General features: G+C 72.8%; 22 protein-coding genes. 2 read left to right on the top strand and 20 right to left on the bottom strand.

Going from position 1 to position 24,336, the window contains the following annotated elements; translation table 11 throughout:
• Positions 1–6 precede the first annotated feature (6 nt).
• Positions 7–1,695 (top strand): glycosyltransferase family 2 protein, encoded by a 1,689-nt coding sequence (locus AC4BGE_RS12935; RefSeq protein WP_490575555.1) that lies wholly within the window; start codon positions 7–9, stop codon positions 1,693–1,695.
• Between the two features lie 28 nt (positions 1,696–1,723).
• On the opposite strand, the gene nusB is transcribed toward AC4BGE_RS12935, so the two are convergent.
• The 18 genes from nusB to AC4BGE_RS12845 form a co-directional block, all read right to left on the bottom strand.
• The gene (nusB, locus tag AC4BGE_RS12930; protein WP_490575554.1) at positions 1,724–2,131 is read right to left on the bottom strand and encodes a transcription antitermination factor NusB; all 408 of its coding nucleotides are present in this window, start codon (positions 2,129–2,131) and stop codon (positions 1,724–1,726) included.
• A gap of 27 nt (positions 2,132–2,158) precedes the next feature.
• The gene (efp, locus tag AC4BGE_RS12925; protein ID WP_490571474.1) at positions 2,159–2,722 is read right to left on the bottom strand and encodes an elongation factor P; all 564 of its coding nucleotides are present in this window, start codon (positions 2,720–2,722) and stop codon (positions 2,159–2,161) included.
• Positions 2,723–2,798: 76 nt separating this feature from the next.
• Positions 2,799–3,254, bottom strand: coding sequence for a type II 3-dehydroquinate dehydratase (locus AC4BGE_RS12920; protein WP_490575553.1), 456 nt, complete (start codon positions 3,252–3,254; stop codon positions 2,799–2,801).
• The gene (gene aroB, locus AC4BGE_RS12915; RefSeq protein ID WP_490575552.1) at positions 3,251–4,363 is read right to left on the bottom strand and encodes a 3-dehydroquinate synthase; all 1,113 of its coding nucleotides are present in this window, start codon (positions 4,361–4,363) and stop codon (positions 3,251–3,253) included. Before aroB ends, AC4BGE_RS12920 begins: the two co-directional genes overlap by 4 nt.
• Positions 4,360–4,896, bottom strand: coding sequence for a shikimate kinase (locus AC4BGE_RS12910; protein WP_490575551.1), 537 nt, complete (start codon positions 4,894–4,896; stop codon positions 4,360–4,362). The genes aroB and AC4BGE_RS12910 overlap by 4 nt, the downstream gene beginning before the upstream one ends.
• Positions 4,893–6,071, bottom strand: coding sequence for a chorismate synthase (gene aroC / locus AC4BGE_RS12905; RefSeq protein WP_490575550.1), 1,179 nt, complete (start codon positions 6,069–6,071; stop codon positions 4,893–4,895). The genes AC4BGE_RS12910 and aroC overlap by 4 nt, the downstream gene beginning before the upstream one ends.
• A 34-nt stretch (positions 6,072–6,105) precedes the next feature.
• Complete coding sequence (locus tag AC4BGE_RS12900) at positions 6,106–6,867, bottom strand: prepilin peptidase (protein WP_490575549.1); 762 nt, start codon at positions 6,865–6,867, stop codon at positions 6,106–6,108.
• Positions 6,864–7,721, bottom strand: a complete 858-nt coding sequence (locus AC4BGE_RS12895; RefSeq protein WP_490575548.1) for a shikimate dehydrogenase — start codon at positions 7,719–7,721, stop codon at positions 6,864–6,866. Before AC4BGE_RS12895 ends, AC4BGE_RS12900 begins: the two co-directional genes overlap by 4 nt.
• Before the next feature lie 4 nt (positions 7,722–7,725).
• Positions 7,726–8,886: an endolytic transglycosylase MltG gene (mltG, locus tag AC4BGE_RS12890; protein ID WP_490575547.1), complete on the bottom strand. Its 1,161-nt coding sequence runs from the start codon at positions 8,884–8,886 to the stop codon at positions 7,726–7,728.
• Complete coding sequence (ruvX, locus tag AC4BGE_RS12885; RefSeq protein WP_490571482.1) at positions 8,879–9,340, bottom strand: Holliday junction resolvase RuvX; 462 nt, start codon at positions 9,338–9,340, stop codon at positions 8,879–8,881. The genes mltG and ruvX overlap by 8 nt, the downstream gene beginning before the upstream one ends.
• A 1-nt stretch (position 9,341) precedes the next feature.
• Positions 9,342–12,059: an alanine--tRNA ligase gene (gene alaS, locus AC4BGE_RS12880; protein ID WP_490575546.1), complete on the bottom strand. Its 2,718-nt coding sequence runs from the start codon at positions 12,057–12,059 to the stop codon at positions 9,342–9,344.
• Entirely contained in the window at positions 12,059–12,400 is a 342-nt protein-coding gene (locus AC4BGE_RS12875; protein WP_490575545.1) for a DUF6167 family protein, read from the bottom strand. The genes alaS and AC4BGE_RS12875 overlap by 1 nt, the downstream gene beginning before the upstream one ends.
• Positions 12,397–12,879, bottom strand: coding sequence for a hypothetical protein (locus tag AC4BGE_RS12870; protein ID WP_490575544.1), 483 nt, complete (start codon positions 12,877–12,879; stop codon positions 12,397–12,399). Before AC4BGE_RS12870 ends, AC4BGE_RS12875 begins: the two co-directional genes overlap by 4 nt.
• An 11-nt stretch (positions 12,880–12,890) precedes the next feature.
• The gene (locus tag AC4BGE_RS12865) at positions 12,891–14,270 is read right to left on the bottom strand and encodes a replication-associated recombination protein A (RefSeq protein ID WP_490575543.1); all 1,380 of its coding nucleotides are present in this window, start codon (positions 14,268–14,270) and stop codon (positions 12,891–12,893) included.
• Between the two features lie 38 nt (positions 14,271–14,308).
• Positions 14,309–16,060 (bottom strand): ABC transporter substrate-binding protein, encoded by a 1,752-nt coding sequence (locus AC4BGE_RS12860; protein WP_490575542.1) that lies wholly within the window; start codon positions 16,058–16,060, stop codon positions 14,309–14,311.
• Between the two features lie 144 nt (positions 16,061–16,204).
• Positions 16,205–18,019 carry an aspartate--tRNA ligase gene (aspS, locus tag AC4BGE_RS12855; protein WP_490575541.1) on the bottom strand — a complete coding sequence of 605 codons (1,815 nt, stop codon included), beginning with the start codon at positions 18,017–18,019 and terminating at the stop codon, positions 16,205–16,207.
• Entirely contained in the window at positions 18,016–19,368 is a 1,353-nt protein-coding gene (gene hisS / locus AC4BGE_RS12850; protein WP_490575540.1) for a histidine--tRNA ligase, read from the bottom strand. Before hisS ends, aspS begins: the two co-directional genes overlap by 4 nt.
• Before the next feature lies 1 nt (position 19,369).
• The gene (locus tag AC4BGE_RS12845; protein WP_490575539.1) at positions 19,370–20,092 is read right to left on the bottom strand and encodes an MBL fold metallo-hydrolase; all 723 of its coding nucleotides are present in this window, start codon (positions 20,090–20,092) and stop codon (positions 19,370–19,372) included.
• An 86-nt stretch (positions 20,093–20,178) separates the two neighbouring features.
• On the opposite strand from AC4BGE_RS12845, the gene AC4BGE_RS12840 reads away from it, so the two are divergent.
• Positions 20,179–21,417 (top strand): DUF349 domain-containing protein, encoded by a 1,239-nt coding sequence (locus AC4BGE_RS12840; RefSeq protein ID WP_490575538.1) that lies wholly within the window; start codon positions 20,179–20,181, stop codon positions 21,415–21,417.
• A 59-nt stretch (positions 21,418–21,476) separates the two neighbouring features.
• On the opposite strand, the gene AC4BGE_RS12835 is transcribed toward AC4BGE_RS12840, so the two are convergent.
• Positions 21,477–23,711 (bottom strand): RelA/SpoT family protein, encoded by a 2,235-nt coding sequence (locus AC4BGE_RS12835; protein ID WP_490571632.1) that lies wholly within the window; start codon positions 23,709–23,711, stop codon positions 21,477–21,479.
• A 92-nt stretch (positions 23,712–23,803) separates the two neighbouring features.
• Positions 23,804–24,322 carry an adenine phosphoribosyltransferase gene (locus tag AC4BGE_RS12830; protein ID WP_490571633.1) on the bottom strand — a complete coding sequence of 173 codons (519 nt, stop codon included), beginning with the start codon at positions 24,320–24,322 and terminating at the stop codon, positions 23,804–23,806.
• Positions 24,323–24,336 lie beyond the last annotated feature (14 nt).

The following is a 24,336-nucleotide window of genomic DNA, read 5'->3' as shown; positions in this document are numbered from 1 at the left end:
GAACGCATGCCCGCCCCCCTCTTCTCCATCGTCACCCCCGTCTACGCCCCTCCGCTCGACGTCCTCGCCGAGACGGTGGAGTCCGTGCTCGCCCAGGAGCACCAGGACTGGGAGTGGATCCTGGTCGACGACTGCTCCCCCGACCCCGGCGTCCTCACGCTGCTGCGCGAGCACGCGGCCCGGGACCCTCGGATCGTGGTGGTGGAGCGGGAGACCAACGGGCACATCGTGCAGGCCTCCAACGACGGCATCCAGCGCGCCCGCGGCGAGTTCATCGTGCTGCTGGACCACGACGACCTGCTCACCCCCGACGCCCTGGCCCGCAACGCCGAGGTGATCGAGGCGCGCGACGACGTCGACTACCTCTACTCCGACGAGGACAAGGTCGACGACACCGGCCGGCACTACGACACCTTCCTCAAGCCGGACTGGTCACCGGAGCGGCTCCGCGGCCAGATGTACACCAGCCACCTCTCCGTGCTGCGCACCTCGCTGGTACGCGAGGTCGGCGGGTTCCGTGAGGGCTACGACGGCTCCCAGGACCACGACCTCGTGCTCCGCGTCACCGAGCGGGCACGCCGGGTGGTGCACATCCCCGAGGTGCTCTACCACTGGCGGGTGGTTCCCGGCTCGGCGGCGGCGGATGCCAACGCGAAGCCCTACGCCTGGGTGGCCGGCCGTCAGGCCGTGCAGGACCACGTGGACCGCCTCGGCCTGCAGGCCGACGTCGACTTCGGCCCCCACCCCGGCCACTACCTGCTGCGGCGACGGCTCGACCCCTCGCTGCGGGTCAGCCTGGTGATCCCCACCATCGGCAAGGCCGGCCTGGTCTGGGGAGTCAACCGGGTCTTCGTGCTGGAGGCGGTGCGCACGGTCCTGGAGCACACCCGGCACAAGAACCTCGAGATCGTCGTCGTCTACGACCCGCCCACCCCGGCGGCCGTGCTCGACGAGCTGAGCGAGCTCGCCGGGGACAAGCTCGTCCTGGTGCCGTTCACCGAGCCCTTCAACTACAGCCGCAAGATGAACCTGGGCGTGCTGCACTCCACCGGCGAGCGCCTGGTGCTGCTCAACGACGACGTGTCGGTCCGCTCCGACTGCTGGCTCGAGGACCTGGTGGCTCCGCTCTCCGAGCCGGGGGTCGGGATGACCGGGGCCAAGCTCTACTTCAGCAACGGCACGATCCAGCACGCGGGGCACTCCTACAACGGCGGGCACTACCTGCACCCGTACATCGGGAGTCCGGGGGACTCTCCGGGTCGTTTCGGCGCCCTGGTGATCAACCGCGAGGCGAGCGGCGTGACCGCGGCCTGCGCGGCGATGCGCCGCGACACCTACTTCGAGGTGGGCGGGTTCACCGAGACCCTCCCCCTCAACTTCAACGACGTCGACCTCTGCTACAAGGTCCGGCACCACGCCTACCGGATCGTCTGGGTCGCCACCTGCGAGCTCTTCCACTTCGAGTCGCGCACCCGCCAGCGGGTGGTGGAGGCGTGGGAGAAGTCGGCCGCGGTGGCTCGGTGGGGCAAGCCGGTCAACGACCGGTACCTGCCCGAGCCGAAACCCGTCCGGCCCCGGACGAAGTCGAACGGGACCAGGTCGAACGGGACCAGGTCGAACGGGACCAGGTCGGGCGAGACCGGGTCGGGCGAGGCCAGGTCGAACGAGCCGGCGACCGCCCCGGTCCTGGGCTAGCACGCGGGACCGGCAGCCCCGCGCCGCCTCAGTCCAGGGCGTCCTTGTGCCGGGCGATGTTGCCCAGCACGCCGTTGACGAAGTTCGGCGACTCGTCGGTGGACAGGTCGCGGACCAGTGCCATCGCCTCGCTCACCGCGACCGCGTCGGGCACGTCGTCGACGTGCAGCAGCTCGTAGACACCGAGCCGCAGGACGTTGCGGTCGACCGCCGGCATCCGGACCAGCGTCCACCCCTCGGCATAGCGGCTCAGGACCTCGTCGATCCGCTCGCGGTGCTCCCACACGCCCCGCACCAGCGTGCTGGTGTAGTCGTTGGTGGGCCCCTCGCCCTCGGCGATGGCGCGATCCAGCGCCTCCACCGGGGACTCCGAGCGGAGCTCGGAGGCGAAGAGGATGTCGAGTGCCCGCTTGCGGGCCTTGCTGCGCGCAGCCATCAGGGGTGTCCCGTCCTCCGGCCGCGCTCAGCCCTTGACCCGGCCGAGGTAGGAGGAGTCGCGGGTGTCGACCTTGACCTTCTCGCCGCTGGTGATGAAGAGCGGCACCTGGATGACGTGACCCGTCTCCAGGGTGGCCGGCTTGGTCCCGCCGGTGGAGCGGTCGCCCTGGAGGCCGGGCTCGGTCTCGGCGATCAGCAGCTCGACGGAGGCGGGGAGCTCGATGTAGAGGACCCGGCCCTCGTTGGTCGCCACGATGGCGTCCTGGTTCTCGAGCATGAAGTTCTTCGCGTCCCCGACGACCTCCGGGGAGACCTCGAGCTGCTCGTAGGTCTGGGTGTCCATGAAGACGTAGGAGGTGCCGTCGTTGTAGAGGTACTGCATCGTCCGCTTGTCGACGTTGGCGGTCTCCACCTTGGTACCGGCGTTGAAGGTCTTGTCGACCGACTTGCCCGACTCGACGTTCTTCAGCTTGGTCCGCACGAACGCCGGGCCCTTGCCGGGCTTGACGTGCTGGAACTCCACGACGGACCACAGCTGTCCGTCGATGTTGAGCACCATGCCGTTCTTCAGGTCGTTCGTGGTTGCCATGCGCGCGTGTCAGCCTTCGTCGTCGTGGTGGGGTCAGCCGATGGAGTCTATCGCCCCGGGTGGCGTGCGGAGGAAATCAGGGGGTGGTGGCGTCGGCGACGGCCCTCAGGGCGTCCCGGTAGCCCTCCACGCCGCGGCCCACCACCGTGGCGTCGGCGTGGGGCTCCACGAAGGAGGTGTGCCGGAACTCCTCGGCCCGGCTCCGGGGGTCGGAGAGGTGCACCTCGACGAGCGGGGCCTCGAGCTGGGCGCAGGCGTCGTAGAGGGCCAAGGAGTAGTGCGTCCAGGCGCCGGCGTTGAGGACCACCGGGACGCGGTCGTCGGCGGCCTGGTTGAGCCAGTCGAGCAGGACGCCCTCGTGGTTGGTCTGGCGCACCTCGACGGCCAGGCCGAGCTCGGCTCCCCAGGCCCGGCAGAGCTCCACCAGCTCCGCGTGGGTGGTGGTGCCGTAGATCTCGGGCTGTCGCCGGCCGAGCCGGCCCAGGTTGGGGCCGTTGAGCACCAGGACCGGGCGGCCCTCCCCCGCGCTCATCCGCCGGCTCCGGCCATCACCTCGTAGGCGGCCCGCAGGTGCGCCTCGTCGGGTCCGGCGAGGATCCGCGGCCGGGCGACGTCGTCGAGGACCACCAGGCGCAGCTGGGACCCGCGCGTCTTCTTGTCCACCGCCATCGCGGCGCGCAGCTCCTCGAAGGTGGCGCCGTCCCAGGTGACCGGCAGGCCCACCCGCTCCAGCGCCTCCCGGTGCCGGCGGGCCACCGGCTCGGGCAGGATCCCGGCCCGCACCGCCACCTCGGCCACGAAGACGCAGCCCAGCGCCACCGCCTCGCCGTGGCGCACCGCGTAGCCGGAGGCGCGCTCGATGGCGTGGGCCATGGTGTGGCCGTAGTTGAGCACCTCGCGGCCGGGGTGGCCGCCGGTGCCGCCGGTCTCCTTGAGGTCGTCGGCCACCACCTCGACCTTGACCCGGATGGCCCGCTCGACCAGCTCGCGGAGCACCGGCGAGCCGGGGACCAGCTCCGCGGGATCGCACGACTCCACCAGCTCGAGGATCCGCGGGTCGGCGATGAAGCCGCACTTGACCACCTCGCCGAGCCCGGCGACCAGCTCGGCCCGGGGCAGGGTCTCCAGGAAGCGGAGGTCGCAGAGCACCCCGGCGGGCTCGTGGAAGGCGCCCACCAGGTTCTTGCCGGCGCCGGTGTTGATGCCCGTCTTGCCGCCGACCGCGGCGTCGACCATTCCCACGACCGTGGTCGGGAGGTGGACCACGCGCACGCCGCGCAGCCAGGTCGCCGCGACGAAGCCCCCGAGGTCGCTGGTCGCGCCGCCGCCGAGGGTCACCACCGCGTCGGAGCGGGTGAAGCCCGCCTCGCCCAGCGCCTCCCAGCAGTCGGCCGCCACGGCCGCGGTCTTGGTCTGCTCGCCGTCGGGCAGGCCGAGCGCCAGGACGTCGTAGTGGGCGGCGAGGACGTCGGCCACCGGCTGGGCCAGGGCACCGAGGTCACCGGCGTAGAGCAGGGCCACCCGCGCCACCTGCTCGCCGAGCAGGTCGGGCAGCCGCGCGGCGAGGTCGTGGCCCACCAGCACGTCGTAGGGGGTGGGCCCGGCCACGTGCAGCACGGTCTCGTCGGCTCCCGCGCTCATCCCAGCGCCTCCATGATCTCGTCCGCCACTTCCCGGGCGGTGCGTCCGTCCGTGCTCACCGTGAGGGTGGCCACCGACTCGTAGAGGGGGGCCCGCTCGTCGAGCAGCGCCTTGACCCGGGCGCGCACGTTGCCGAGCAGCAGGGGCCTCGCGGAGCCCAGCCCGACGCGCTTGACGGCGTCGGAGAGCCCGACCTGCAAGAAGACGACCCGCTGTCCGGCGAGCAGCTCGCGGGTGCCGGGGTCGAGCACCGCTCCCCCGCCCAGCGCCAGCACGCCGGTGTGCTCGACGAGCGCACGGGCCACCGCGGCGGCCTCGAGCCGGCGGAAGTGCTCCTCGCCGGAGTCGACGAAGATGTCCGAGATCGACCGGCCCTCGGCGCGCTCGACGTCGTCGTCGGTGTCGCGCACGGGCAGCTGCCAGGCCTCGGCCAGGAGCCGCGCCACCGTGGACTTGCCCGCACCCATCGGCCCGACCAGGACGACCCGCGGCCCGTCGACGGCCTCCCGGGCGGGATCGGTCGCGCCGGTCACCGGAACCGCAGCGCGTCGAGGTAGGCCCGGGCGTTGCGCCGGGTCTCGGCGACGGAGTCGCCACCGAACTTCTCGAGGGCCGCGTCGGCGAGGACGAGCGCCACCATCGCCTCGGCCACGATGCCGGCGGCCGGCACGGCGCAGACGTCGGAGCGCTGGTGGTGGGCCACCGCCTCCTCGCCGGTCGAGACGTCGACCGTGCGCAGTGCGCGGGGCACGGTCGCGATCGGCTTCATCGCGGCCCGGACCCGGAGCACCTCACCGGTGGTCATGCCGCCCTCGGTGCCGCCGGCGCGCCCGGAGGTGCGCCGCAGCCCGTCGGGGGTGGGCACGATCTCGTCGTGGGCCAGGGACCCGGGGGTGGCGGCCAGCTCGAAGCCGTCGCCCACCTCGACGCCCTTGATCGCCTGGATGCCCATCAGGGCCCCGGCCAGCCGGCTGTCGAGCCGGCGGTCCCAGTGGACGTGGGAGCCCAGGCCCGGCGGCAGGCCGTGGACGACGACCTCGACGACGCCGCCGAGGGTGTCACCGTCCTTGTGGGCCTGGTCGATGGCCGCGACCATCGCCGCGGACGCCTCGGGGTCCAGGCACCGGACCGGGTCCTCGTCGAGGCGCGCGACGTCGTCGGGCCCCGGCAGCAGGCCCGAGGGCGCGGGCACGCCGCCGAGCTCGACCACGTGGGAGACCACGTCGACGTCGAGGGCCTGGCGCAGGAAGTTCGTGGCCACCCGGCCCAGGGCCACCCGGGCGGCGGTCTCGCGGGCGGAGGCCCGCTCCAGCACCGGACGCGCCTCGTCGAAGTCGTACTTCTGCATGCCGGCCAGGTCGGCGTGGCCCGGCCGGGGACGGGTCAGCGGCGCGTTGCGGGCCATCGTCGCGAGCTCGTCGGGGTCGACCGGGTCGGCCGACATCACCTGCTCCCACTTGGGCCACTCGCTGTTGCCCACCTCGATGGCCACCGGCCCGCCCTGGGTGAGTCCGTGCCGGACCCCGCCCAGGATGCGCACCGCGTCCTGCTCGAACTTCATCCGGGCACCGCGGCCGTAGCCGAGGCGACGCCGGGCGAGGGAGTCGGAGATGTCGTCGGTCGTCACCTGGACATGGGCCGGGAGGCCCTCCAGGATCGCGACCAGGGCCGGTCCGTGGGACTCGCCCGCCGTGAGCCATCGCAACATGGGCGCAGTCTTTCACGGGCCTCTCGGCGACCGATCAGGCCCAGCGTCCCACGAGATACGACCAGACCCAGGGCCCGCTCAGCACGCCCACCAGGGCGCCCAGCACCATGAAGGGGCCGAAGGGCAGGCTCTTGCGCTCGGTGACGCCGAGCAGGGTCAGCAGCCCACCGCCCACGCCCCCGAGCAGGAACCCCGCATAGAGGCCGGCGAGCAGCTCCCCCCAGCCCAGGTAGCCGAGCGCCAGGCCCAGGACGCCGGAGAGCCGGACGTCGCCGTAGCCCAGCCCTCGGGGGTGGACGAACCACAGCACGAAGTAGGAGGCACCGGCGACGAGCCATCCGCACCCGGCGCGGACCAGGTCACCGGGCTCGGCGGAGAGCAGGGCGGCCAGCGCGACCCCGGCGAGGAGCAGCACGTAGGTGCGGGCGATCACCCAGGTGGGCAGCAGGCGGGTGCGCCAGTCGACCACGGAGAGGGCGACCAGCACCGGGACCAGGGGCAGCAGGAAGAGCAGGGCCCAGCTCCAGCCCACCCCCGCCCCCACCGCGGCGCCGGCGACGCCGGCGGCCACCGCGCAGCGCGGGCCCAGCCCCCGCGACGCGGCGATGTCGGCGTAGAGCTCCTTGAGCTCGGGCTCGGGCTCGGGCTCGGCTCCGGGTCGGGCATCAGGTCCGGGCTCGGGGCCGGGCTCGGGGCCGGGCTCGGGTCCGGGCTCGGGGATGCGCGCGACCAGGGCGGGCACCAGCGCGCCGCCCAGCCCGGAGAGGCCGAGCCCCACCAGGGCCGGCCCGATCACGTCGCGCTCCGAGGGGAGGCCGCTCGTGCCGCCAGGGCCCGCTCCCCCGCCTCGCGCATGGCCGCCAGCGGCGCCTCGCGCCCGGTGAACGCCGCGAACTGGAGGGCGGCCTGGTGCACCAGCAGATCCAGGCCGGAGACGACGACCCCCTCGGCGGCGTGGGCCAGGGGGGTCGGCCACGGGTCGTAGAGCACGTCGAAGACGCACGGCACGCCCGCCAGGGCCTCGACGAGCTCCGGCCCCTGGGCGGTGGCCGGGATCGTCGAGACGACGATGTCCGGCCGCCCGCTCGCGCCGGCCGCGGCCGCGAGCGCCCCCGCCTCCAGGGGCACGACCTCGACCCGGGGTGCGCGGGGGTGGCGCCGGATCGCCTCGACGCAGGCGGCGGCGCGCTCCGGGCTCCGCGCGGCGAGCCGCAGCCGCTCCACCCCCAGCTCGGCCAGCGCGAGGCCGACCGAGGCTGCGGTCGCGCCGGCGCCCAGCACCACCGCGGTCGCGGGGTCGGCCGTCGTCCGCTCGCGCACCGCGGCGACCGCACCCGGCAGGTCGGTGTTGTCTCCGACCACCTCGCCGTCGAGCACCAGGGTGTTGACCACCCCGGAGAGGCGGGCGAGCGGCGTCAGCCGGTCGGCGCGCTCATGCGCCTCGACCTTGAGCGGCATGGTCACCGACAGGCCGCGCCAGCTCTCGTCCAGGCCGGCGACGAACTCACGCAGGCCCCCCGCCGGCACCCGGTGAGCGTCGTAGCTCCAGTCGAGGCCGGTCACGGCGTACCCCGCCCGGTGCAGGACCGGGGAGAGCGAGTGCGCGATCGGGTCCCCCAGGACGCCGCACCTGCGCCAGGACGACGTCATCGCCTCAGCACGCGTCCGAGGTCTCGCAGTAGGCGAGGTACTCGTCCTTGAACTCCAGGAACTCGTCGTAGGAGTCGGTGAACTTCGTCTCGCCGGTGCGCAGGTCGACGGTGACGTAGTAGTACCAGGGGCCCTCGGCCGGGTTCGCCGCCGCCTCGATGGCGTCGTCGCCCGGGGCCTCGATGGGGGTGGGCGGGAGGCCGGGGTAGAGCCGGGTGTTGTACGGCGTGTCCACGGCGAGCTCCTCGGTGGACAGCGCCGTGGTCCCGGACTTGCCGATGCCGTAGGCGTTGGCCGCGTCGACCTGGAGCAGGCCGTTGGTACCGCCCTTGTCCCCGGGGCCGTCGAGCCGGTTGTAGATCACCCGGGCCACCTTGGGCATGTCGTCGCCGCGGCCCTCGGCCTCCACCAGCGAGGCGATGATCATCAGCTCGGCGGGCGTCTTGCCCAGCTCGGCGGCACGCTCCTCCAGCCCGGCCTCGTCGGCGGCCTGGCGCCACCGGGCCACCATCTTGGCCAGGATGTCGGCGGGCTTGTCCTTGGGGCCGATCTCGTAGGTGGCCGGGAAGAGGTAGCCCTCCGGGTTGCCGCCGGCGTAGTCGGGCAGGCCCAGCGCCGCGGGGTCGGCCAGCGCCTTCTCGTAGCGTTTGCGGTTGAACGGCGTCTGCTCCACCAGGATGTCGACGATGTCCACGACCCGCAGCCCCTCGGGCACCGTCACGGTCGACTTCACCTGGTTGGCGGGGTCGACGAGCAGGTCGAGCGCGTCGGCCGCCCGCATCTCCTCGGCCAGCTCGTAGGAGCCCGGCTGGATCCGGTTGGAGTCGGGGTTGGCGGCCGCCGCGTCGATGAAGGCCTGCACCGAGGCCACGACACCGGCGTCCTTGAGGTTGCGCCCGATCTCGGCCACCACGTCGCCCGGCTCCACCTCGAACATCACCGCGCCCTCGCCGGGGCCCGGGTAGTCCTCCACCGACCCGAACTGCTCGGAGACGAACTGCACCCCCTTGTCGACGGCCAGGTAGAGACCTCCGACGACGGCCGCGAGCACCGCCAGCACGGCGAGGCAGCCGACCGGGCTGCGCTTCTTCTTCCGCGCGCCGCCGGCCGTGTAGCCGCCCTCCTCGCGCGCGAACTGCACCAGCGTGTCCTCGTGCTCACTCATCGTTGACCTCGACGATCTCTCCGGGAGCTGTTCCGGTGCTTCGCTCCGTGTCCAGCGCGTGTTGCAGGATCACGACGGCGGCGACCTGGTCGACCACCGCACGACGCTTGCTGCCCTTGCTGCCGCGCTCGCGCAGCATCGACTCGGCGCTGACCGTGGTCAGGCGCTCGTCACAGAGTCTCACGGGGACCGGCGCCACCCGGCGAGCGAGGGTCCGGGCGAACTCGCGGGCCTTGGCGGCCGCGGGTCCCTCGGCACCGGAGAGCGAGCGGGGCAGCCCCACCACGACCTCCACGGCCCCCTCCTCCGCCAGGATGCGGGCGAGCCTGCGCAGGTCGCCGCGGCCCCGGGGCACGGTCTCGACCGGAGTGGCCAGGAACCCGGAGGGGTCGCTCCTGGCGACCCCGATACGGGCGTCCCCCGGGTCGATGCCGAGGCGCACTCCGTGACGCACCTCAGCTCCCGCCGACGACTCGCGCCACCTCGGCCGGAACGGCGGCCACCGCCGCGTCGACCCCGGCGACCTCGGTCCCGCCGCCCTGGGCGAGGTCCGCCTTGCCACCGCCGCGGCCCCCGACGTGCGGGCCGAGCACCCGGACCAGCTCGTGGGCGGAGAGACCGCGCTCGCGTGCGGCCTCGTTGGTCGCCGCGACCACGGAGACCTTGCCGTCCGCGGCGCCGAGCAGCACCACCACGCCCGGCCGGTCCGCGGCCAGTCGGGCGCGCACGTCGACCGCGAGCGTGCGGACGTCGCCGCCGGCCGCACCGTCGAGCCGGCCCGCGACCACGGCCACCCCGGCCACGTCCTGGGCACCCTGGGCGAGCGCGGCGCCGCCGGCGAGCAGCTGGGACAGGCGGGCGCGCTCCAGCTCCTTCTCGGTGGACCGCAGCCGCTCGACCAGGTCACGCACCCGACCGACCACGTCGTCCGGCTGCGCCTTGAGCAGGGTCGTCAACTCGCCGACCACGTCGCGCTCGCGGGCCAGGTAGGCGAAGCCCTCCACGCCGGTGAACGCCTCGATCCGCCGGTTGCCCGAGCCGACCGACGACTCGCCGGTGATCACCACCGTGCCGATCTGGGAGCTGTGGTCGACGTGCGTACCGCCGCAGAGCTCGCGCGACCAGGGACCGCCGATCTCGACCACGCGCACCTGCTGGTCGTCGTAGGTCTCCCCGAAGAGCGCGATCGCGCCCCACTCCTTGGCCTCGGCCAGGGTCATGTACTGCCAGCCCACCGGGAGGTCGGCACGCAGGGCCTGGTTGGAGACCGTCTCGATGTCGTGGACCTGCTCGGGCGAGAGGCCCGCGGTCCAGCCGAAGTCGAGCCGCAGGTAGCCGGGGCGGTTGTAGGAGCCCGACTGCAGCGCCGTGGGGCCGAGCACCTCGCGCAGCGCCGCGTGCACCACGTGGGTGCCCGAGTGGGCCTGCCGCGCACCGGTGCGCCACTCCGGGTCGACCTTGGCGTGCAGCAGCGCGGCGTCCGAGGGCAGCTCCCCCTCCAGGACCCTGACCTGGTGCACGACCAGGCCCCGCACGGGGCGCTGCACGTCGAGCACCTCCAGCACCCCGCCGTCGAGCTCGATCCGGCCCGCGTCGGCCGCCTGGCCGCCGGACTCGGCGTAGAAGGGGGTGCGGTCCAGGACCAGCTCGCCCACCTCACCCTGCGCGAGCGCCGGGACGGGCCGGCCCTCGCGCAGCACGGCCAGCGGCCGCGACTCGGTCTCGAGCGTCTCGTAGGCCAGCCACTCGGTCGGGCCGTGGGCGTCCAGGACGGCGCGGTAGGCGGCCGTGTCGGCGTGCTGGCCCCGCTTGGCGCGGGCATCCGCCTTGGCCCGGGCACGCTGCTCGGCCATCAGGTTGCGGAAGCCCTCCTCGTCGACCTGGAGCCCCTGCTCGGCGGCCATCTCGAGGGTCAGGTCGATGGGGAAGCCGTAGGTGTCGTGCAGCGAGAACGCCTGGTCGCCGGAGAGGACCCGACCCCCGGAGGACTTCACCTCGGTGGCCGCCAGGTCGAAGATCTGGGTGCCGGAGCGGAGCGTCTTGCGGAAGGCGTCCTCCTCCGCGTACGCGACCCGCGAGATGCGCTCCCAGTCGTCGTGCAGCTCGCGGTAGGTCTCCGCCATCCGGTCGCGCGAGACCGGCATCAGCTCCGGGAGCGCCCGGTCCTCGTAGCCCAGGAGCCGCATCGAGCGCACGGCGCGGCGCAGCAACCGGCGCAGCACGTAGCCGCGGCCCTCGTTGCCCGGGGTGACCCCGTCGCTGATCAGCATCATCGAGGAGCGCACGTGGTCGGCGACCACCCGGAACCGGACGTCGTCGTCGGGGTCGGCGCCGTAGCGGCGCCCGGTGAGCTCCATCGCCTTCTCGATCACCGGGAACATCACGTCGATCTCGTACATGTTCTGCTTGCCCTGGAGCAGGAAGGCCACCCGCTCCAGGCCCATGCCGGTGTCGATGTTCTTCATCGGCAGCGAACCGGCGATGTCGAAGTCGCTCTTGGAGCGCACGGCGGAGAGCTCGTCCTGCATGAAGACCAGGTTCCAGATCTCCAGCAGCCGGTCCTCCAGGGCCAGCGGCATGTCCGGCCCCAGGGTGGCGGAGTCGAAGTCGGGGCCGAACTCCGGGCCCCGGTCGTAGAGGATCTCCGAGCACGGGCCGCCCGGACCGGGGACGCCCATGGACCAGTAGTTCTCCCGCGGGCCGAGCTTGATGATCCGGTGCTCGGGCAGGCCGGTGACCTTGGTCCACAGGGCCACGGCCTCGTCGTCGCCGGCCAGCACCGAGGGGTAGAGCCGCGACTCCTCCAACCCGAAGCCGCCGTCGGCGACCGGCTTGGTGATCAGGTCCCAGGCGAGGCGGATGGCGCCTTCCTTGAAGTAGTCACCGAAGGAGAAGTTGCCGCACATCTCGAAGAAGGTGCCGTGGCGGGTGGTCTTGCCGACGTCCTCGATGTCGGGGGTGCGCACGCACTTCTGCACGCTGGTCGCCCGCTGGTAGGGCGGGGTCTCCTGGCCGAGGAAGAACGGCTTGAAGGGGACCATCCCGGCGTTGACGAAGAGCAGGTTGGGGTCGTCGAGCAGCAGCGAGGCCGACGGCACCACGGTGTGCGGCCCGACGGTCGCGTCGCGCTCGAAGTGCGCGAGGAAGCGGCGGCGGATCTCGGCGGTCTCCATCAGGTGTCGTCTCTCGTGTCGTCGGCCGGCCGGAGCTGGTGCTCCGCCGGTACGGGGGTCAGGGGGTCGGGGCGGCCGGTGGCCAGCACCGGCGCGGGAGGGCCCGGCGCGACCAGCCGGGGCCCCACGGGCGGGGCGAGGCCCAGCCGCTCCCGCAGCTCGGCCTCCCGGTCGGCGCGGGCGGAGTGGAGCTCCTCCCCCGCCACCCGGGCGGCGTGGGTGAGACCGTGCCACCGGTTGCGGAGCCCTTCGGCGCTCACGCTGTCCAGCGCACGGCGTGCCCGCGAGACGGCGTAGACGCCGGCGCCCGCGCCGGCGACGAACCACAGGCCGCGGCTCATGCCGCGTCACCCCGCTCGCGCGCGTAGTACTGGCGCAGCGCCTCCTTGACGTCGGCGCGGCGCTGACGCGCCGAACGCCTGACCTCGCGGCTCATCTCGGCCCGGAGCCGCTCACGCACCTCCCAGGAGAGCACGTGGCGCACGCCGTGCGCCCATGAGGCGGCCTTCACCACCGACTCGCGGACCACCAGGTCGGCGAAGAGGCGCCCCTCGATCCGCCCGGCGGGGGCCGTGGCCGGCACGGCCTCGGCGCCCACGTCGGTGATCACGAACTCGGCGGTGGTCCGGGCGGCCGGAGCGGCGGCACCGGCCCGCTCGAGCTCCTCGAGGCGGGACAGCAGGGCGGCCTGCTCGCCGGCTGCCCGGTCCAGCGCGGCGGCGGTGTGCCGGCGGGTGCGGAGCAGGACGACCGCGAGAGCGAGCACCAGCACCACCAGCGCGGCGGCACCGGTCAGCGCGAGGGTCGTGGGCTGGTTCACAGAGGGGAACCCTACCTGCCGCCCCGCCCACCACGGACGAGGCTGCGGATCCGCTGCCAGCGCTCCTTGACCGCGGACTCGGCCCCGAGGCTGGTGGGTCGGTAGTACTTGGCGTCGAGCACCACGTCGGGTGCGTACTGCTGCGCGGCGACGCCGTACGTCTCGTCGTGGGGGTAGACGTAGCCCCCGCCGTGCCCGAGCTTCTTGGCGCCCCCGTAGTGGGCGTCGCGCAGGTGCGGGGGCACCGGGCCGATCTTGCCGGCGCGCACGTCCGCGCTGGCGGCGTCGATCGCCTTGATCACCGCGTTGGACTTCGGGGCGATGGTGAGCGCGATGGTGGCCTGGGCGAGGTTGAGCCGGGCCTCGGGCATCCCGATGAGCTGGACCGCCTGGGCCGCGGCCACCGCGGTGGTCAGGGCGGTCGGGTCGGCCAGGCCGATGTCCTCGCTGGCCAGGATCACCAGGCGCCGGGCGATGAAGCGGGGGTCCTCCCCGGCCTCGACCATCCGCGCGAGGTAGTGCAGGGCTGCGTCGACGTCGGAGCCGCGGACGGACTTGATGAACGCCGAGGTGACGTCGTAGTGCTGGTCGCCCTGGCGGTCGTAGCGCACCGCCGCCCGGTCGACCGCGGTCTCGGTCAGCTCCAGGTCGATCAGCCGCGCACCCGGCCCGCCCACCGACGCGGCGGCACCCGCGGCCGCCTCGAGGTAGGTCAGGGCTCGCCGCGCGTCGCCCCCGGCCAGGCGCACCAGGTGCCGGCGGGCGTCGTCCGCGAGCTCGAACTCCCCCGCCAGGCCGCGCTCGTCCTCCAGCGCCTGGTCGATGACCTGGCCGACGCCCTCGTCGCTGAGGGACTCCAGCCGCAGCAGCAGGCTCCGCGAGAGCAGCGGGGAGATGACGGAGAAGAAGGGGTTCTCGGTGGTCGCCGCCACCAGGGTCACCCAGCGGTTCTCCACCCCCGGCAGCAGGGCGTCCTGCTGGGCCTTGGAGAACCGGTGCACCTCGTCGACGAAGAGCACCGTCTCCCGCCCGCCACGGGAGAGCTCGGCGCGCGCCGCGTCGATCGCCGCCCGGACCTCCTTGACCCCCGCCGAGACCGCGGAGACCTCCACGAAGCGCCGGTCGGTCTGCAGGCTCACGATGCCGGCGATCGTGGTCTTGCCCGTCCCGGGCGGCCCCCACAGCAGCAGCGACATCGACTGGTCGCCCTCGACCAGGCGGCGCAACGGCGAGCCGGGGGCGCGGAGCTGGTCCTGCCCCACCAGCTCGTCCAGGGTGCGGGGCCGCATCCGCACGGCCAGGGGCGCCGAGGCGTGGGTGTTGGCCCCCAGCGACCCGGCTCCGGGGTCGGGGGTGTCGAAGAGTCCTGGCTCGGACGACGGCGCGGCCACGGACCCCAGCCTAGGTGGCCGGCCGGGAGGCCGGTGCCTCACCTGGCGACGAAGAGGTCCTTGTAGTTGGGGGCGCCGATGGAGGCGTCCCCGGTGGGGTTCCCGACCTTCTCCCCGAAGACGAAGAGCTCGTTGCGGTGGTCGACGGGGACCAGGGGGAAGAACTCCTCGCGCACCCGCTCGTCGAGCTCGCCCCAGGCCGCGTCCTGCTCGTCGAGCGGGAGGGTGGCGATCCGGGCCATCTCGCGGTCGACGGAGGCCTCCTCGAAGCGCGCCGTGTTGTAGTCGGAGCCGGAGGCCAGCAGCGGGCGCAGCAGCGCGGAGCCGGTGGGCCAGTCGGCGCAGAGGCTGACGCCGCGCACGTTGAGGCGCTTGTCGAGGCCGCTGCCGGGCTCGGACCACACGTTGTAGGGCGACTCCCGGACCGGGATCGCGCGCACCGAGAACCCGCCCGCCTCGAGTCCGCGGGTGACCTCGTCCTGCACGGCCCGGGCCAGCGGGTCGACGGTGTAGTAGATCATCGTGATCTCGTAGTCGCCCGGCTGGTAGCCCGCCTCGGCCAGCAGCTCCTTGGCGCGCTCGGGGTCGGTCCGCACGGAGGCGTCGTCGGGGCCGGGGTCGCGCCGGCCGGCCGTCCAGCGGGGCAGGACGGAGGCGGCGTGCACCCGGGTCGCGCCCGGCACCTCGCCCGCGGCCAGCCAGGCGTCCTCGTAGGGGTAGGCGTAGGCGAGCGCCCGGCGCACCTCGGGCTCGGTGATCTTGGTGTAGTCGGGGGTCAGGGTGGTGACGCAGGGCGAGGACTGGTGGACCAGACGGTCCTCCAGCTCCAGCACGGCCTGCTCGTAGTTCTCCTGGCCCAGCGACGTGGAGAGCGCCGTCTGGGACTCCGGGCTGCCCGAGAGCATGACCTCGTCGACCTGCGGCTGGTCCTGGCCGAACCGGAAGACCCACTTGTCGACGTACTGGTGACGCGCCGGGTCGCTGGCCGGGTTCCACTGCTCGTTGCGGACCAGCACCAGCTCCCGGCCGGGCTTGAAGGTCTCGACCTTGTAGGGGCCGTTGGAGAGGGGGTCCTGCCCGTAGGCGGGGGGCTTGGAGGCCTTCCCCTCGGGTGCCGGACCCATCGCCATGAAGGCGCCCCAGTGGTCCATGTCGGGGAAGGGCTCGGACATGCGGATCACCACGTCGGAGCCCTCCACGGTGACCCCGTCGAACTTGCCGGCCTGCTTCGCGTACGGCCCGGCGTAGTCGTCGGCGCCGGCGAAGTAGCGCTTCGAGTACTCCGAGCCCGGCCCCAGCGGGAACGCCTTGGTGTCCAGCGACCGCTTGATCCCGAAGGCGACCTCGCGGGGGGTGATGAGCTTGCCGTCCTCCCAGGTCGCGTCGTCGCGGATGGTGAACCGCCATTCCGTGAAGTCGTCGTTGGGCTGGCCGAGGTCGACCGCGAGGTCCGGCACCAGGATCGGGCGACCGTCCTCGCCGCGGGCGTACTGGGTCAACGACCGGTGGGTGAGGGCCTGCTGGATCGCCCGGCCGCTCCCCTGCCAGCCGGCGGTGGCGTCCAGGGTGGTGGGGCCCTCGTCCTCGGGGACGTGGACGGTCAGGGTGCCCCCCGGGGTGGCGCCGTCGACGTCGGGGGCCGGCCCCTGGCGCTCGGCGTCGCGGGTGACGGCCGTGGTGGCGTCGTCCCCCGACCCGCGGGGGTCGGAGGCGTCGTCCCCGGAGCAGGCCGGGGCGATCAGCAGGACGACAGCGCAGGCGATCAGACCGAGAGACCTGTTCCGCTTCATGCTGTCACGCCTTTCACCCACCAGAGCGTGCCGAGGAGCAGTTGCGCCTGGCACGACGGCGCGTCTGGGACTCTAGGCGACCGCTGGGTCACGTGGGATCACCCGGCGATAACGATCGGGTCTCACCCAGGTGACCCCCCGGCGTCACTCCTGCGGAGACTCCGAGGAGCTCTCGTCGTCCGGCACCGCGTCCACGCCGGCCTCCGCCCGCTGCTCGGGCGAGATCGGCGCCGGAGCGGCGGTCAGCGGGTCGTAGCCGCCACCCGACTTGGGGAAGGCGATGACGTCGCGGATCGAGTCGGTCCCCGCCAGGATCGCCGCGATCCGGTCCATGCCGACGGCGATGCCGCCGTGCGGCGGCGCGCCGTACTTCAAGGCGTCGAGCAGGAAGCCGAACTTCTCCTGCGCCTCCTCCTCGCCGATCCCCATCACCGCGAAGACCCGCTTCTGCACGTCCTCGCGGTGGATACGGATGGAGCCGCCGCCGAGCTCGCTGCCGTTGCAGACGATGTCGTAGGCATAGGCGAGCGCGGAACCGGGGTCGGTGTCGAAGGTGTCGAGGAACTCCGGCTTGGGGCTGGTGAACGCGTGGTGCACCGCGGTCCAGGCCCCGGCCCCGACAGCCACGTCGCCGCTGGCCACGGCGTCGGAGGCGGGCTCGAAGAGGGGCGCGTCGACGACCCAGGTGAAGGCGAAGCGCGACTCGTCGATCAAGCCGCCGCGACGGCCGATCTCCAGCCGCGCCGCGCCGAGCAGCGCCCGGCTCGGCTTGGCGGCCCCGGCGGCGAAGAAGATGCAGTCGCCGGGCGAGGCACCCACGTGCGCGGCCAGCCCGGCCGCCTCGGTCTCCGAGAGGTTCTTGGCGACCGGGCCGGTGAGCGAGCCGTCCTCCTGGACCAGCACGTAGGCCAGCCCCTTGGCGCCGCGCTGCTTGGCCCACTCCTGCCAGGCGTCCAGCTTCTTGCGGGGCTGCGAAGCCCCGCCCGGCATCACCACGGCGCCGACGTACGGCGCCTGGAAGACCCGGAAGGTGGTGTCGGCGAAGAACTCGGTGCACTCCACCAGCTCCAGGCCCATCCGCAGGTCGGGCTTGTCGGAGCCGAACCGGCGCATGGCCTCCTCGTAGGTCATCCGCGGGATCGGCCGGCTGATGGTGTGACCGGCCACGGCCCACATGGCCTCGAGGACGTCCTCCATCAGCGTGATGACGTCCTCCTGGTCCACGAAGCTCATCTCGATGTCGAGCTGGGTGAACTCCGGCTGGCGGTCGGCGCGGAAGTCCTCGTCGCGGTAGCACCGGGCGATCTGGTAGTAGCGCTCGAGCCCGCCGACCATCAGCAGCTGCTTGAACAGCTGCGGGCTCTGGGGCAGCGCGTACCAGCTGCCGGGGGCGAGCCGGGCCGGCACCAGGAAGTCACGGGCGCCCTCGGGCGTGGACCGGGTCAGGGTGGGGGTCTCGACCTCGACGAAGTCGTGGGCGTCGAGGACCGCACGGGCGGCCCGGTTGATCCGGCTGCGCAGCCGGATGGCGGCGGCCGGGCCGGAGCGGCGCAGGTCGAGGTAGCGGTGCTTGAGGCGCACCTCCTCCCCCACGTCGCCGCCCTTGTGCGAGGCGGCGTCGTCGATCGGGAACGGGAGCGGGGCCGAGGCGGAGAGCACCTCCACCCCCTCGGTCCCGGGCAGCGCGACGACCTCGATCTCCCCGGTGGGGATCGCGGCGTTGGCGTTGCCCTCGGGACGGGTGCCGACCTCGCCGGTCACCTTGAGGCAGTACTCGTTGCGCAGGCTGTGTGCCACCGCCTCGTCGCGGACCACGACCTGGACCACCCCGCTGGCGTCGCGCAGGTCGAGGAAGGCGACGCCGCCGTGGTCACGGCGCCGCGCCACCCAGCCGGCGAGGGTCACGGTCTCGCCGACGTGCTCGGGTCGCAGGGTGCCGGCGTCATGGGTGCGGATCACGGGGTGGTCTCCTCGGGGGTGGTGGTCAGGACCCGCGGTCGCAGGTCCTCGACGGGCGGGGTCCAGACGGCCGGGTCCGCGGCCACCTGCTCCCCGGTACGGATGTCCTTGACAGTGTGCGCGCCGTCCTCCCCGGGGAACCAGACCCAGGGGATGCCGCGGCGCTCGGCGAAGCGGATCTGCTTGCCGAACTTCTGGGCCGCCGGCGCGACCTCGCAGGGTACGCCGCTGCGTCGCAGCGACGCGGCCACCTCGGTGGAGCGGCTCCGGGTCTCCTCGTCGACGACCGCCACCAGGACGGCGCTCGGCACCGGCCGGGAGCCCGCCAGCACGCCGTCCGCGATCAGCGGCAGCACGCTGCGGGAGACGCCGAAGGAGACGCCCACGCCGGGGTAGGTCGTCTTGCCGTCGCTGGCCAGGGCGTCGTAGCGCCCACCGCCGCCGACCGACTTGAGACGCTCGTAGCCGGTCATGAAGATCTCGACCACGGTGCCGGTGTAGTAGTCCAGCCCACGGGCGATGCGCAGGTTCGCCTCGACCGTGACCGACGGCGCGTCGATCGCGGCGCAGCCCTCCACCACGGCGGCGAGCTCGGCCAGCCCCTCCTCGAGCAGGTCGTCGGTGACGCCCAGCGCCCGCACCCGCTCCACGAACGAGGTGTCGGGGACCCGGATCGTGGCCAGCTCCAGACACTGCGCCGCCTGCTCGGGGGTGGCTCCGGCCTGCTCGACCAGCAGGCGGGCCACCTCCTCGGCCGGCAGCTTGTCGAGCTTGTCGATGATCCTGATCGCCCCGGTCACGTCCTCGAGGCCGAGGCCGCGGTAGAAGCCCTGGATCAGCTTGCGGTTGTTGAACTGGAACGAGACCGGCGGCACCGGCAGGCGGTCCAGCGCGTCGACCATGACCGACATGACCTCCACGTCGTGGTGGAAGGGCAGCGTGTCCTTGCCGACGATGTCGACGTCGGCCTGGGTGAACTGGCGGTAGCGCCCCTCCTGCGGGCGCTCGCCGCGCCAGGCCGGCTGGATCTGGAAGCGGCGGAACGGGAACTCCAGGTGACCGGCGTGCTCGAGGACGTAGCGGGCGAACGGCACCGTGAGGTCGAAGTGCATGCCCAGACCCGTGTCGTCGGCCGTGTCGTCGGCCTGGAGCCGCCGCAGGACGTAGATCTCCTTGTCGATCTCGCCGCCCTTGGCCAGCCTGTCCAGCGGCTCGACGACGCGGGTCTCGATGTTGGCGAAGCCGTGGAGCTCGAAGGTGTGCGAGAGCGAGGCGACGACCTCGCGCTCGACGACCCGCTGGGCGGGGAGCAGCTCGGGGAACCCGCTGAGCGGGGCGATCCGCGCCATCTCACAGCCCCCGGGTGACGGGCGCGGAGGAGCCCTGGTCGAGCAGCTCGCGCAGGTAGGGGTTGGTCGCCCGCTCACGGCCGATGGAGGTCTGCTCACCGTGGCCCGGCAGCACCACGATGTCGTCGGCCAGCGGCAGCACCTTGTCGGTGAGGCTGCGCAGCATCGTGGGGTGGTCGCCCCCGGGCAGGTCGGTGCGGCCGATGGACCCGGCGAAGAGCAGGTCCCCGGAGAACATCACCTCGGAGACGTCCGGCTGTCCGGCCGACACGCCGTACGGCGTACGGAAGGTCACCGACCCCTCGGTGTGACCCGGCGTGTGGTCGACCAGGAAGCTCAGGCCGGCGATCTCGAGGGTCTGCCGGTCGCTGAGCTCGCGGACGTCGTCGGGCTCGGCCCACTCGTACTTCCCGCCGAGGAGCATCTGGGTGGTCTCCCGCGACATCCCGGCCATCGGGTCGGCGAGCAGGTGACGGTCGCGGGGGTGGATCCAGGCGGTGGCGTCGTAGCTGCCGGCCACCGGGGCCACGCACCACATGTGGTCGACGTGCCCGTGGGTCACCAGCACGGCCACCGGCTTGAGGCGGTTCTCGCGGACGACCTGGTCGACGCCGGCGGCCGCGTCCTTGCCAGGATCGATCACCACGCACTCGTTGCCGGGACCGGTGGAGACGACGTAGCAGTTGGTTCCCCAGGGGCCTGCGGGGAAGCCGGCGATGAACACGGTGATGGACCTTCGATCGACTCAGGAGAGGTTGTCGGTCAGCAGCCTACCGAGGACCAGCCGATCATTGACTAGCATGGGCGCCCATGAGCGCGAGCAAGCAGTCCGAGTGGGGCCGGGTGGCCGAGGACGGCACCGTCTACGTCACGACCACCGCAGGGGAACGGGCGGTGGGGTCCTACCCTGCCGGCACCCCGGAGGAGGCCCTGGCGTTCTTCACCGAACGCTACGCGGCGCTCGAGTTCGAGGTGGGACTGCTGGCGCAGCGGATCGCCGCCGGCAAGGTCTCACCGGAGGAGGCCACCACCGCCGTCAAGACGGTGCGGGCCCAGGTCGTCGAGGCCAACGCGGTGGGCGACCTCGACTCGCTCGCGGCCAAGCTGGACGCACTGGGCCCGGTCATCGCCGCCCAGCGGGAGGCGCGCAAGGCCGAGAAGGCCCAGCGCACCGCGGAGTCCAAGGCCCGCAAGGAGCAGATCGTCGACGAGGCCGAGAAGCTCGCCCAGAGCAGCGACTGGCGCAACGGCGCCAACCGGCTCCGTGACCTGCTGGAGGAGTGGAAGGCGCTCCCCCGCCTCGACAAGGCCACCGACGACACCCTGTGGCGCCGCTTCTCCTCGGCCCGCACCACCTACACCCGGCACCGCAAGAGCCACTTCGCCGAGCAGCACGAGAAGCGCGACGCGGCGCGCGTGGTCAAGGAGCGCCTGGTCAAGGAGGCCGAGGCACTCGCGGACTCCACCGACTGGGGCCCCACCTCGGGCCGTTTCCGCGACCTGATGCGCGACTGGAAGGCCGCCGGACCGGCGCCCCGCGAGGTCGACGACAAGCTCTGGAAGCGCTTCCGTGGCGCCCAGGACACCTTCTTCGGCAACCGTGACGCGGCCAACGCCGCCACGGACGCCGAGTTCGCCAAGAACGCCGAGGTCAAGGAGGCGCTGCTGGTCGAGGCCGAGGCGCTGCTGCCCGTGACCGACCTGGACGCCGCCAAGGCCGCCTTCCGGGCGCTGGCCGACCGGTGGGACGAGGCCGGCAAGGTCCCCCGCGAGCGGATCAAGGACCTCGAGGGCCGGATGCGCAAGGTGGAGCAGGCGATCCGCGGCGTCGAGGACGACCAGTGGCGCAAGAGCGACCCCGAGAAGTCCGCCCGGGCCGACGACATGATCGGCAAGCTGCAGACGGCCATCGACGACCTCGAGGCCAAGCTGGAGAAGGCCAGGGCCGCCGGCAACGACAAGCAGGTGCGCGAGCTGGAGGAGAACCTCGCCTCCCGGCAGGCGTTCCTCGACGCCGCGCGGCGCGCCGCCGAGGAGTTCTCCGGCTGAGGCCGAGGACCGGGTGACCCGGCAGGTCCCGCTCTCCCGGGTGACCGGGAGTCGTCGGCCTACTGGGTGACCCGGTAGGCGTCGAAGACGCCGGGCACCCCGCGCACCGCACGCAGCACGCTGTCCAGGTGGGTGGCGTCGGCCATCTCGAAGGTGAACCGGCTCTTGGAGACCCGGTCGCGGGTGGTCTGCAGCGTCGCGCTGAGGATGTTGACGTGCGTGTCGGCCAGCGCCATGGTGATGTCGGAGAGCAGCCGCGCCCGGTCCAGGGCCTCGACCTGGATGTTGACCAGGAAGGTCGAGTGCGCCGTCGGCGCCCAGTCGACCGGGACCAGCCGCTCCGGCTGGCTCTGCAGGCTCTCGGCGTTGGTGCAGTCCTTGCGGTGCACCGACACCCCGCCGCCCTTGGTCACGAAGCCCAGGATCGGGTCCGGCGGCACCGGGGTGCAGCACTTGGCCAGCTTGACCCAGACGTCGCCGCTCCCCTGGACGACCACGCCGCTGTCGCCGACCGACACGACCTTGTCCGGCCGCTTCCGGCGGCCGGTGATGGTCACGGCCTCGGCGAGGTCCTCGGCGGCGCCGTCGTCGCCGCCGTGCAGCTCGATGACCCGGCGCACCACGGCCTGGGCCGACAGGTTGCCCTCACCGACGGCGGCATAGAGGGCGGAGACGTCGCCCAGCTTGTAGTGGGTGGCCGCCTCGGTGAGCGACTCGTGCGACAGCAGCCGCTTGAGGGGCAGCCCCTCCTTGCGCATCAGCCGGGCGATCTGCTCCTTGCCGCGCTCGGTGGCCTCCTCGCGCCGCTCCTTGGTGAACCACTGACGGATCTTGGAGCGGGCCCGCTGGGACTTGACGAAGTTGAGCCAGTCCAGCGACGGGGCGGCGGTGGGCGCCTTGGAGGTGAAGACCTCGACCACGTCGCCGTTGTCCAGGGTGGACTCCAGCGGCACCAAGCGGCCGTTGACCCGGGCGCCGATGGTGTGGTGCCCGACCTCGGTGTGGACGGCGTAGGCGAAGTCGATGGGCGTCGCCCCGGTCGGCAGCGCGATCACGTCGCCCCGGGGGGTGAAGACGTAGACCTCGGCCCGGTTGATCTCGAAGCGCAGGGACTCCAGGAACTCGCCCGGGTCCTCCACGTCGCTCTGCCAGTCCATCAGCTGGCGCAGCCAGTGCATGTCGTCGAGGTCGCCGCGCTTGTCGGTGTCGACCCCGTCGCGCGAGTTCTCCTTGTACTTCCAGTGCGCCGCGACGCCGTACTCGGCACGCCGGTGCATCGCGTAGGTGCGGATCTGGACCTCGACCGGCTTGCCGGCCGGGCCGATCACCGTGGTGTGCAGCGACTGGTACATGTTGAACTTGGGCATCGCCACGTAGTCCTTGAAGCGCCCCAGGACCGGGTTCCAGCGCGAGTGCAGGACGCCCAGCACCGAGTAGCACTCGCGGTCCTCCTCGACGAGGATGCGGATGCCGACCAGGTCGTAGATGTCGGAGAACTCGCGGCCGCCGACGATCATCTTCTGGTAGATCGAGTAGTAGTGCTTGGGACGGCCGGTGACCTTGGCCTTGATCCGGGCGTTCTTCAGGTCCTCCTTGACCTGGGCGATCACCTGGGCCAGGAACTGGTCGCGCGACGGGGCCCGCTCGGCCACCATCCGCACGATCTCGTCGTAGATCTTGGGGTGCAGGGTCGCGAAGGCGAGGTCCTCGAGCTCCCACTTGAGGGTGTTCATGCCGAGCCGGTGGGCCAGCGGGGCATAGATGTCGAGGGTCTCGCGGGCGGTGCGCTCCTGGCTCGCCTGCGGCACGTAGCGCAGCGTGCGCATGTTGTGGAGCCGGTCGGCCAGCTTGATCACCAGCACCCGGATGTCGCGCGACATCGCCACGATCATCTTGCGGATGGTCTCGGCCTGGGCGGCGTCGCCGTACTTGACCTTGTCCAGCTTGGTGACGCCGTCGACGAGCACGGCGACCTCGTCACCGAAGTCGGTGCGCAGCTCCTCCAGGGTGTACGGGGTGTCCTCGACCGTGTCGTGCAGCAGCGCGGCGACCAGGGTGGGCTCGGTCATCCCGATGTCGGCCAGGATCGTGGTGACGGCGAGCGGGTGGGTGATGTAGGGATCGCCGCTCTTGCGGGTCTGGGTGCCGTGCATCTTCTCGGCCGTCAGGTAGGCGCGCTCCAGCAGCGCCAGGTCGGCCTTGGGGTGGTTGGCCCGGACCGCTCGGAAGAGCGGCTCGAGCACCGGGTTCCCCGGCTGGCTCCTGGTGCCGATCCGCGCCAGCCGGGCGCGCATCGAGCGGGCGGAGACGGGAAGCTCGGCACCGCGAGCGGCGGGCTCCTGGGTCGTTCCGGTCTCCTCGGTCACAACCGTCAGTCTAGTCCGGCTCAGACCGTCTGCAGCACGGTCACGGGGAGGTCCCCGCAGGCTGCCCGGCCCTCGAGGAATCCCAGCTCCATCAGCACCGAGATCCCGACCACCTCTCCCCCGCACGCCTCGACCAGCCGGCGGGCCGCGGCCATGGTGCCCCCGGTCGCCAGCACGTCGTCGACCAGCAGCACCCGGTCGCCGGGCGCGACCGCGTCACGGTGCATCTCGAGGGTGGCTGAGCCGTACTCGAGGTCGAAGGACTCCGCGCGGGTCTCGCGCGGCAGCTTGCCCGCCTTGCGCACCGGCACGAAGCCGGCCCCCAGGGCCAGCGCGACCGGGGCGCCGAGGATGAAACCGCGCGCCTCCATGCCCACGATCTTGTCCACGACCACCCGGCCGGACCGGTCCTGCCCGGCGGCGGCCAGGGCGGCGACGGCCAGCTCGAAGGCCGTGTGGTCAGCGAGCAGGGGGGTGATGTCCTTGAAGACCACCCCGGGGGTGGGGAAGTCGGGCACGTCGACGACCAGACGCGTCATCGCGGCACGCGCCT

This window comes from Nocardioides sp. Z50_6, assembly GCF_058215755.1.
This window is presented reverse-complemented; position numbering and strand designations above follow the sequence as displayed.

What these genes read in the sequence shown, in the direction of transcription:
- AC4BGE_RS12830 (WP_490571633.1), bottom strand. Translation starts at nt 24,322, where the DNA reads ATGACGCGTCTGGTCGTCGACGTGCCCGACTTCCCCACCCCCGGGGTG.
- AC4BGE_RS12835 (WP_490571632.1), bottom strand. Translation starts at nt 23,711, where the DNA reads ATGCGCGCCCGGCTGGCGCGGATCGGCACCAGGAGCCAGCCGGGGAAC.
- nusB (WP_490575554.1), bottom strand. Translation starts at nt 2,131, where the DNA reads ATGGCTGCGCGCAGCAAGGCCCGCAAGCGGGCACTCGACATCCTCTTC.
- AC4BGE_RS12860 (WP_490575542.1), bottom strand. Translation starts at nt 16,060, where the DNA reads ATGAAGCGGAACAGGTCTCTCGGTCTGATCGCCTGCGCTGTCGTCCTG.
- hisS (WP_490575540.1), bottom strand. Translation starts at nt 19,368, where the DNA reads ATGGCGCGGATCGCCCCGCTCAGCGGGTTCCCCGAGCTGCTCCCCGCC.
- AC4BGE_RS12895 (WP_490575548.1), bottom strand. Translation starts at nt 7,721, where the DNA reads ATGACGTCGTCCTGGCGCAGGTGCGGCGTCCTGGGGGACCCGATCGCG.
- AC4BGE_RS12875 (WP_490575545.1), bottom strand. Translation starts at nt 12,400, where the DNA reads ATGAGCCGCGGCCTGTGGTTCGTCGCCGGCGCGGGCGCCGGCGTCTAC.
- AC4BGE_RS12920 (WP_490575553.1), bottom strand. Translation starts at nt 3,254, where the DNA reads ATGAGCGCGGGGGAGGGCCGCCCGGTCCTGGTGCTCAACGGCCCCAAC.
- AC4BGE_RS12840 (WP_490575538.1), top strand. Translation starts at nt 20,179, where the DNA reads ATGAGCGCGAGCAAGCAGTCCGAGTGGGGCCGGGTGGCCGAGGACGGC.
- mltG (WP_490575547.1), bottom strand. Translation starts at nt 8,886, where the DNA reads ATGAGTGAGCACGAGGACACGCTGGTGCAGTTCGCGCGCGAGGAGGGC.
- efp (WP_490571474.1), bottom strand. Translation starts at nt 2,722, where the DNA reads ATGGCAACCACGAACGACCTGAAGAACGGCATGGTGCTCAACATCGAC.
- aroC (WP_490575550.1), bottom strand. Translation starts at nt 6,071, where the DNA reads ATGTTGCGATGGCTCACGGCGGGCGAGTCCCACGGACCGGCCCTGGTC.
- alaS (WP_490575546.1), bottom strand. Translation starts at nt 12,059, where the DNA reads ATGGAGACCGCCGAGATCCGCCGCCGCTTCCTCGCGCACTTCGAGCGC.
- aroB (WP_490575552.1), bottom strand. Translation starts at nt 4,363, where the DNA reads ATGAGCGCGGGAGCCGACGAGACCGTGCTGCACGTGGCCGGGCCCACC.
- AC4BGE_RS12935 (WP_490575555.1), top strand. Translation starts at nt 7, where the DNA reads ATGCCCGCCCCCCTCTTCTCCATCGTCACCCCCGTCTACGCCCCTCCG.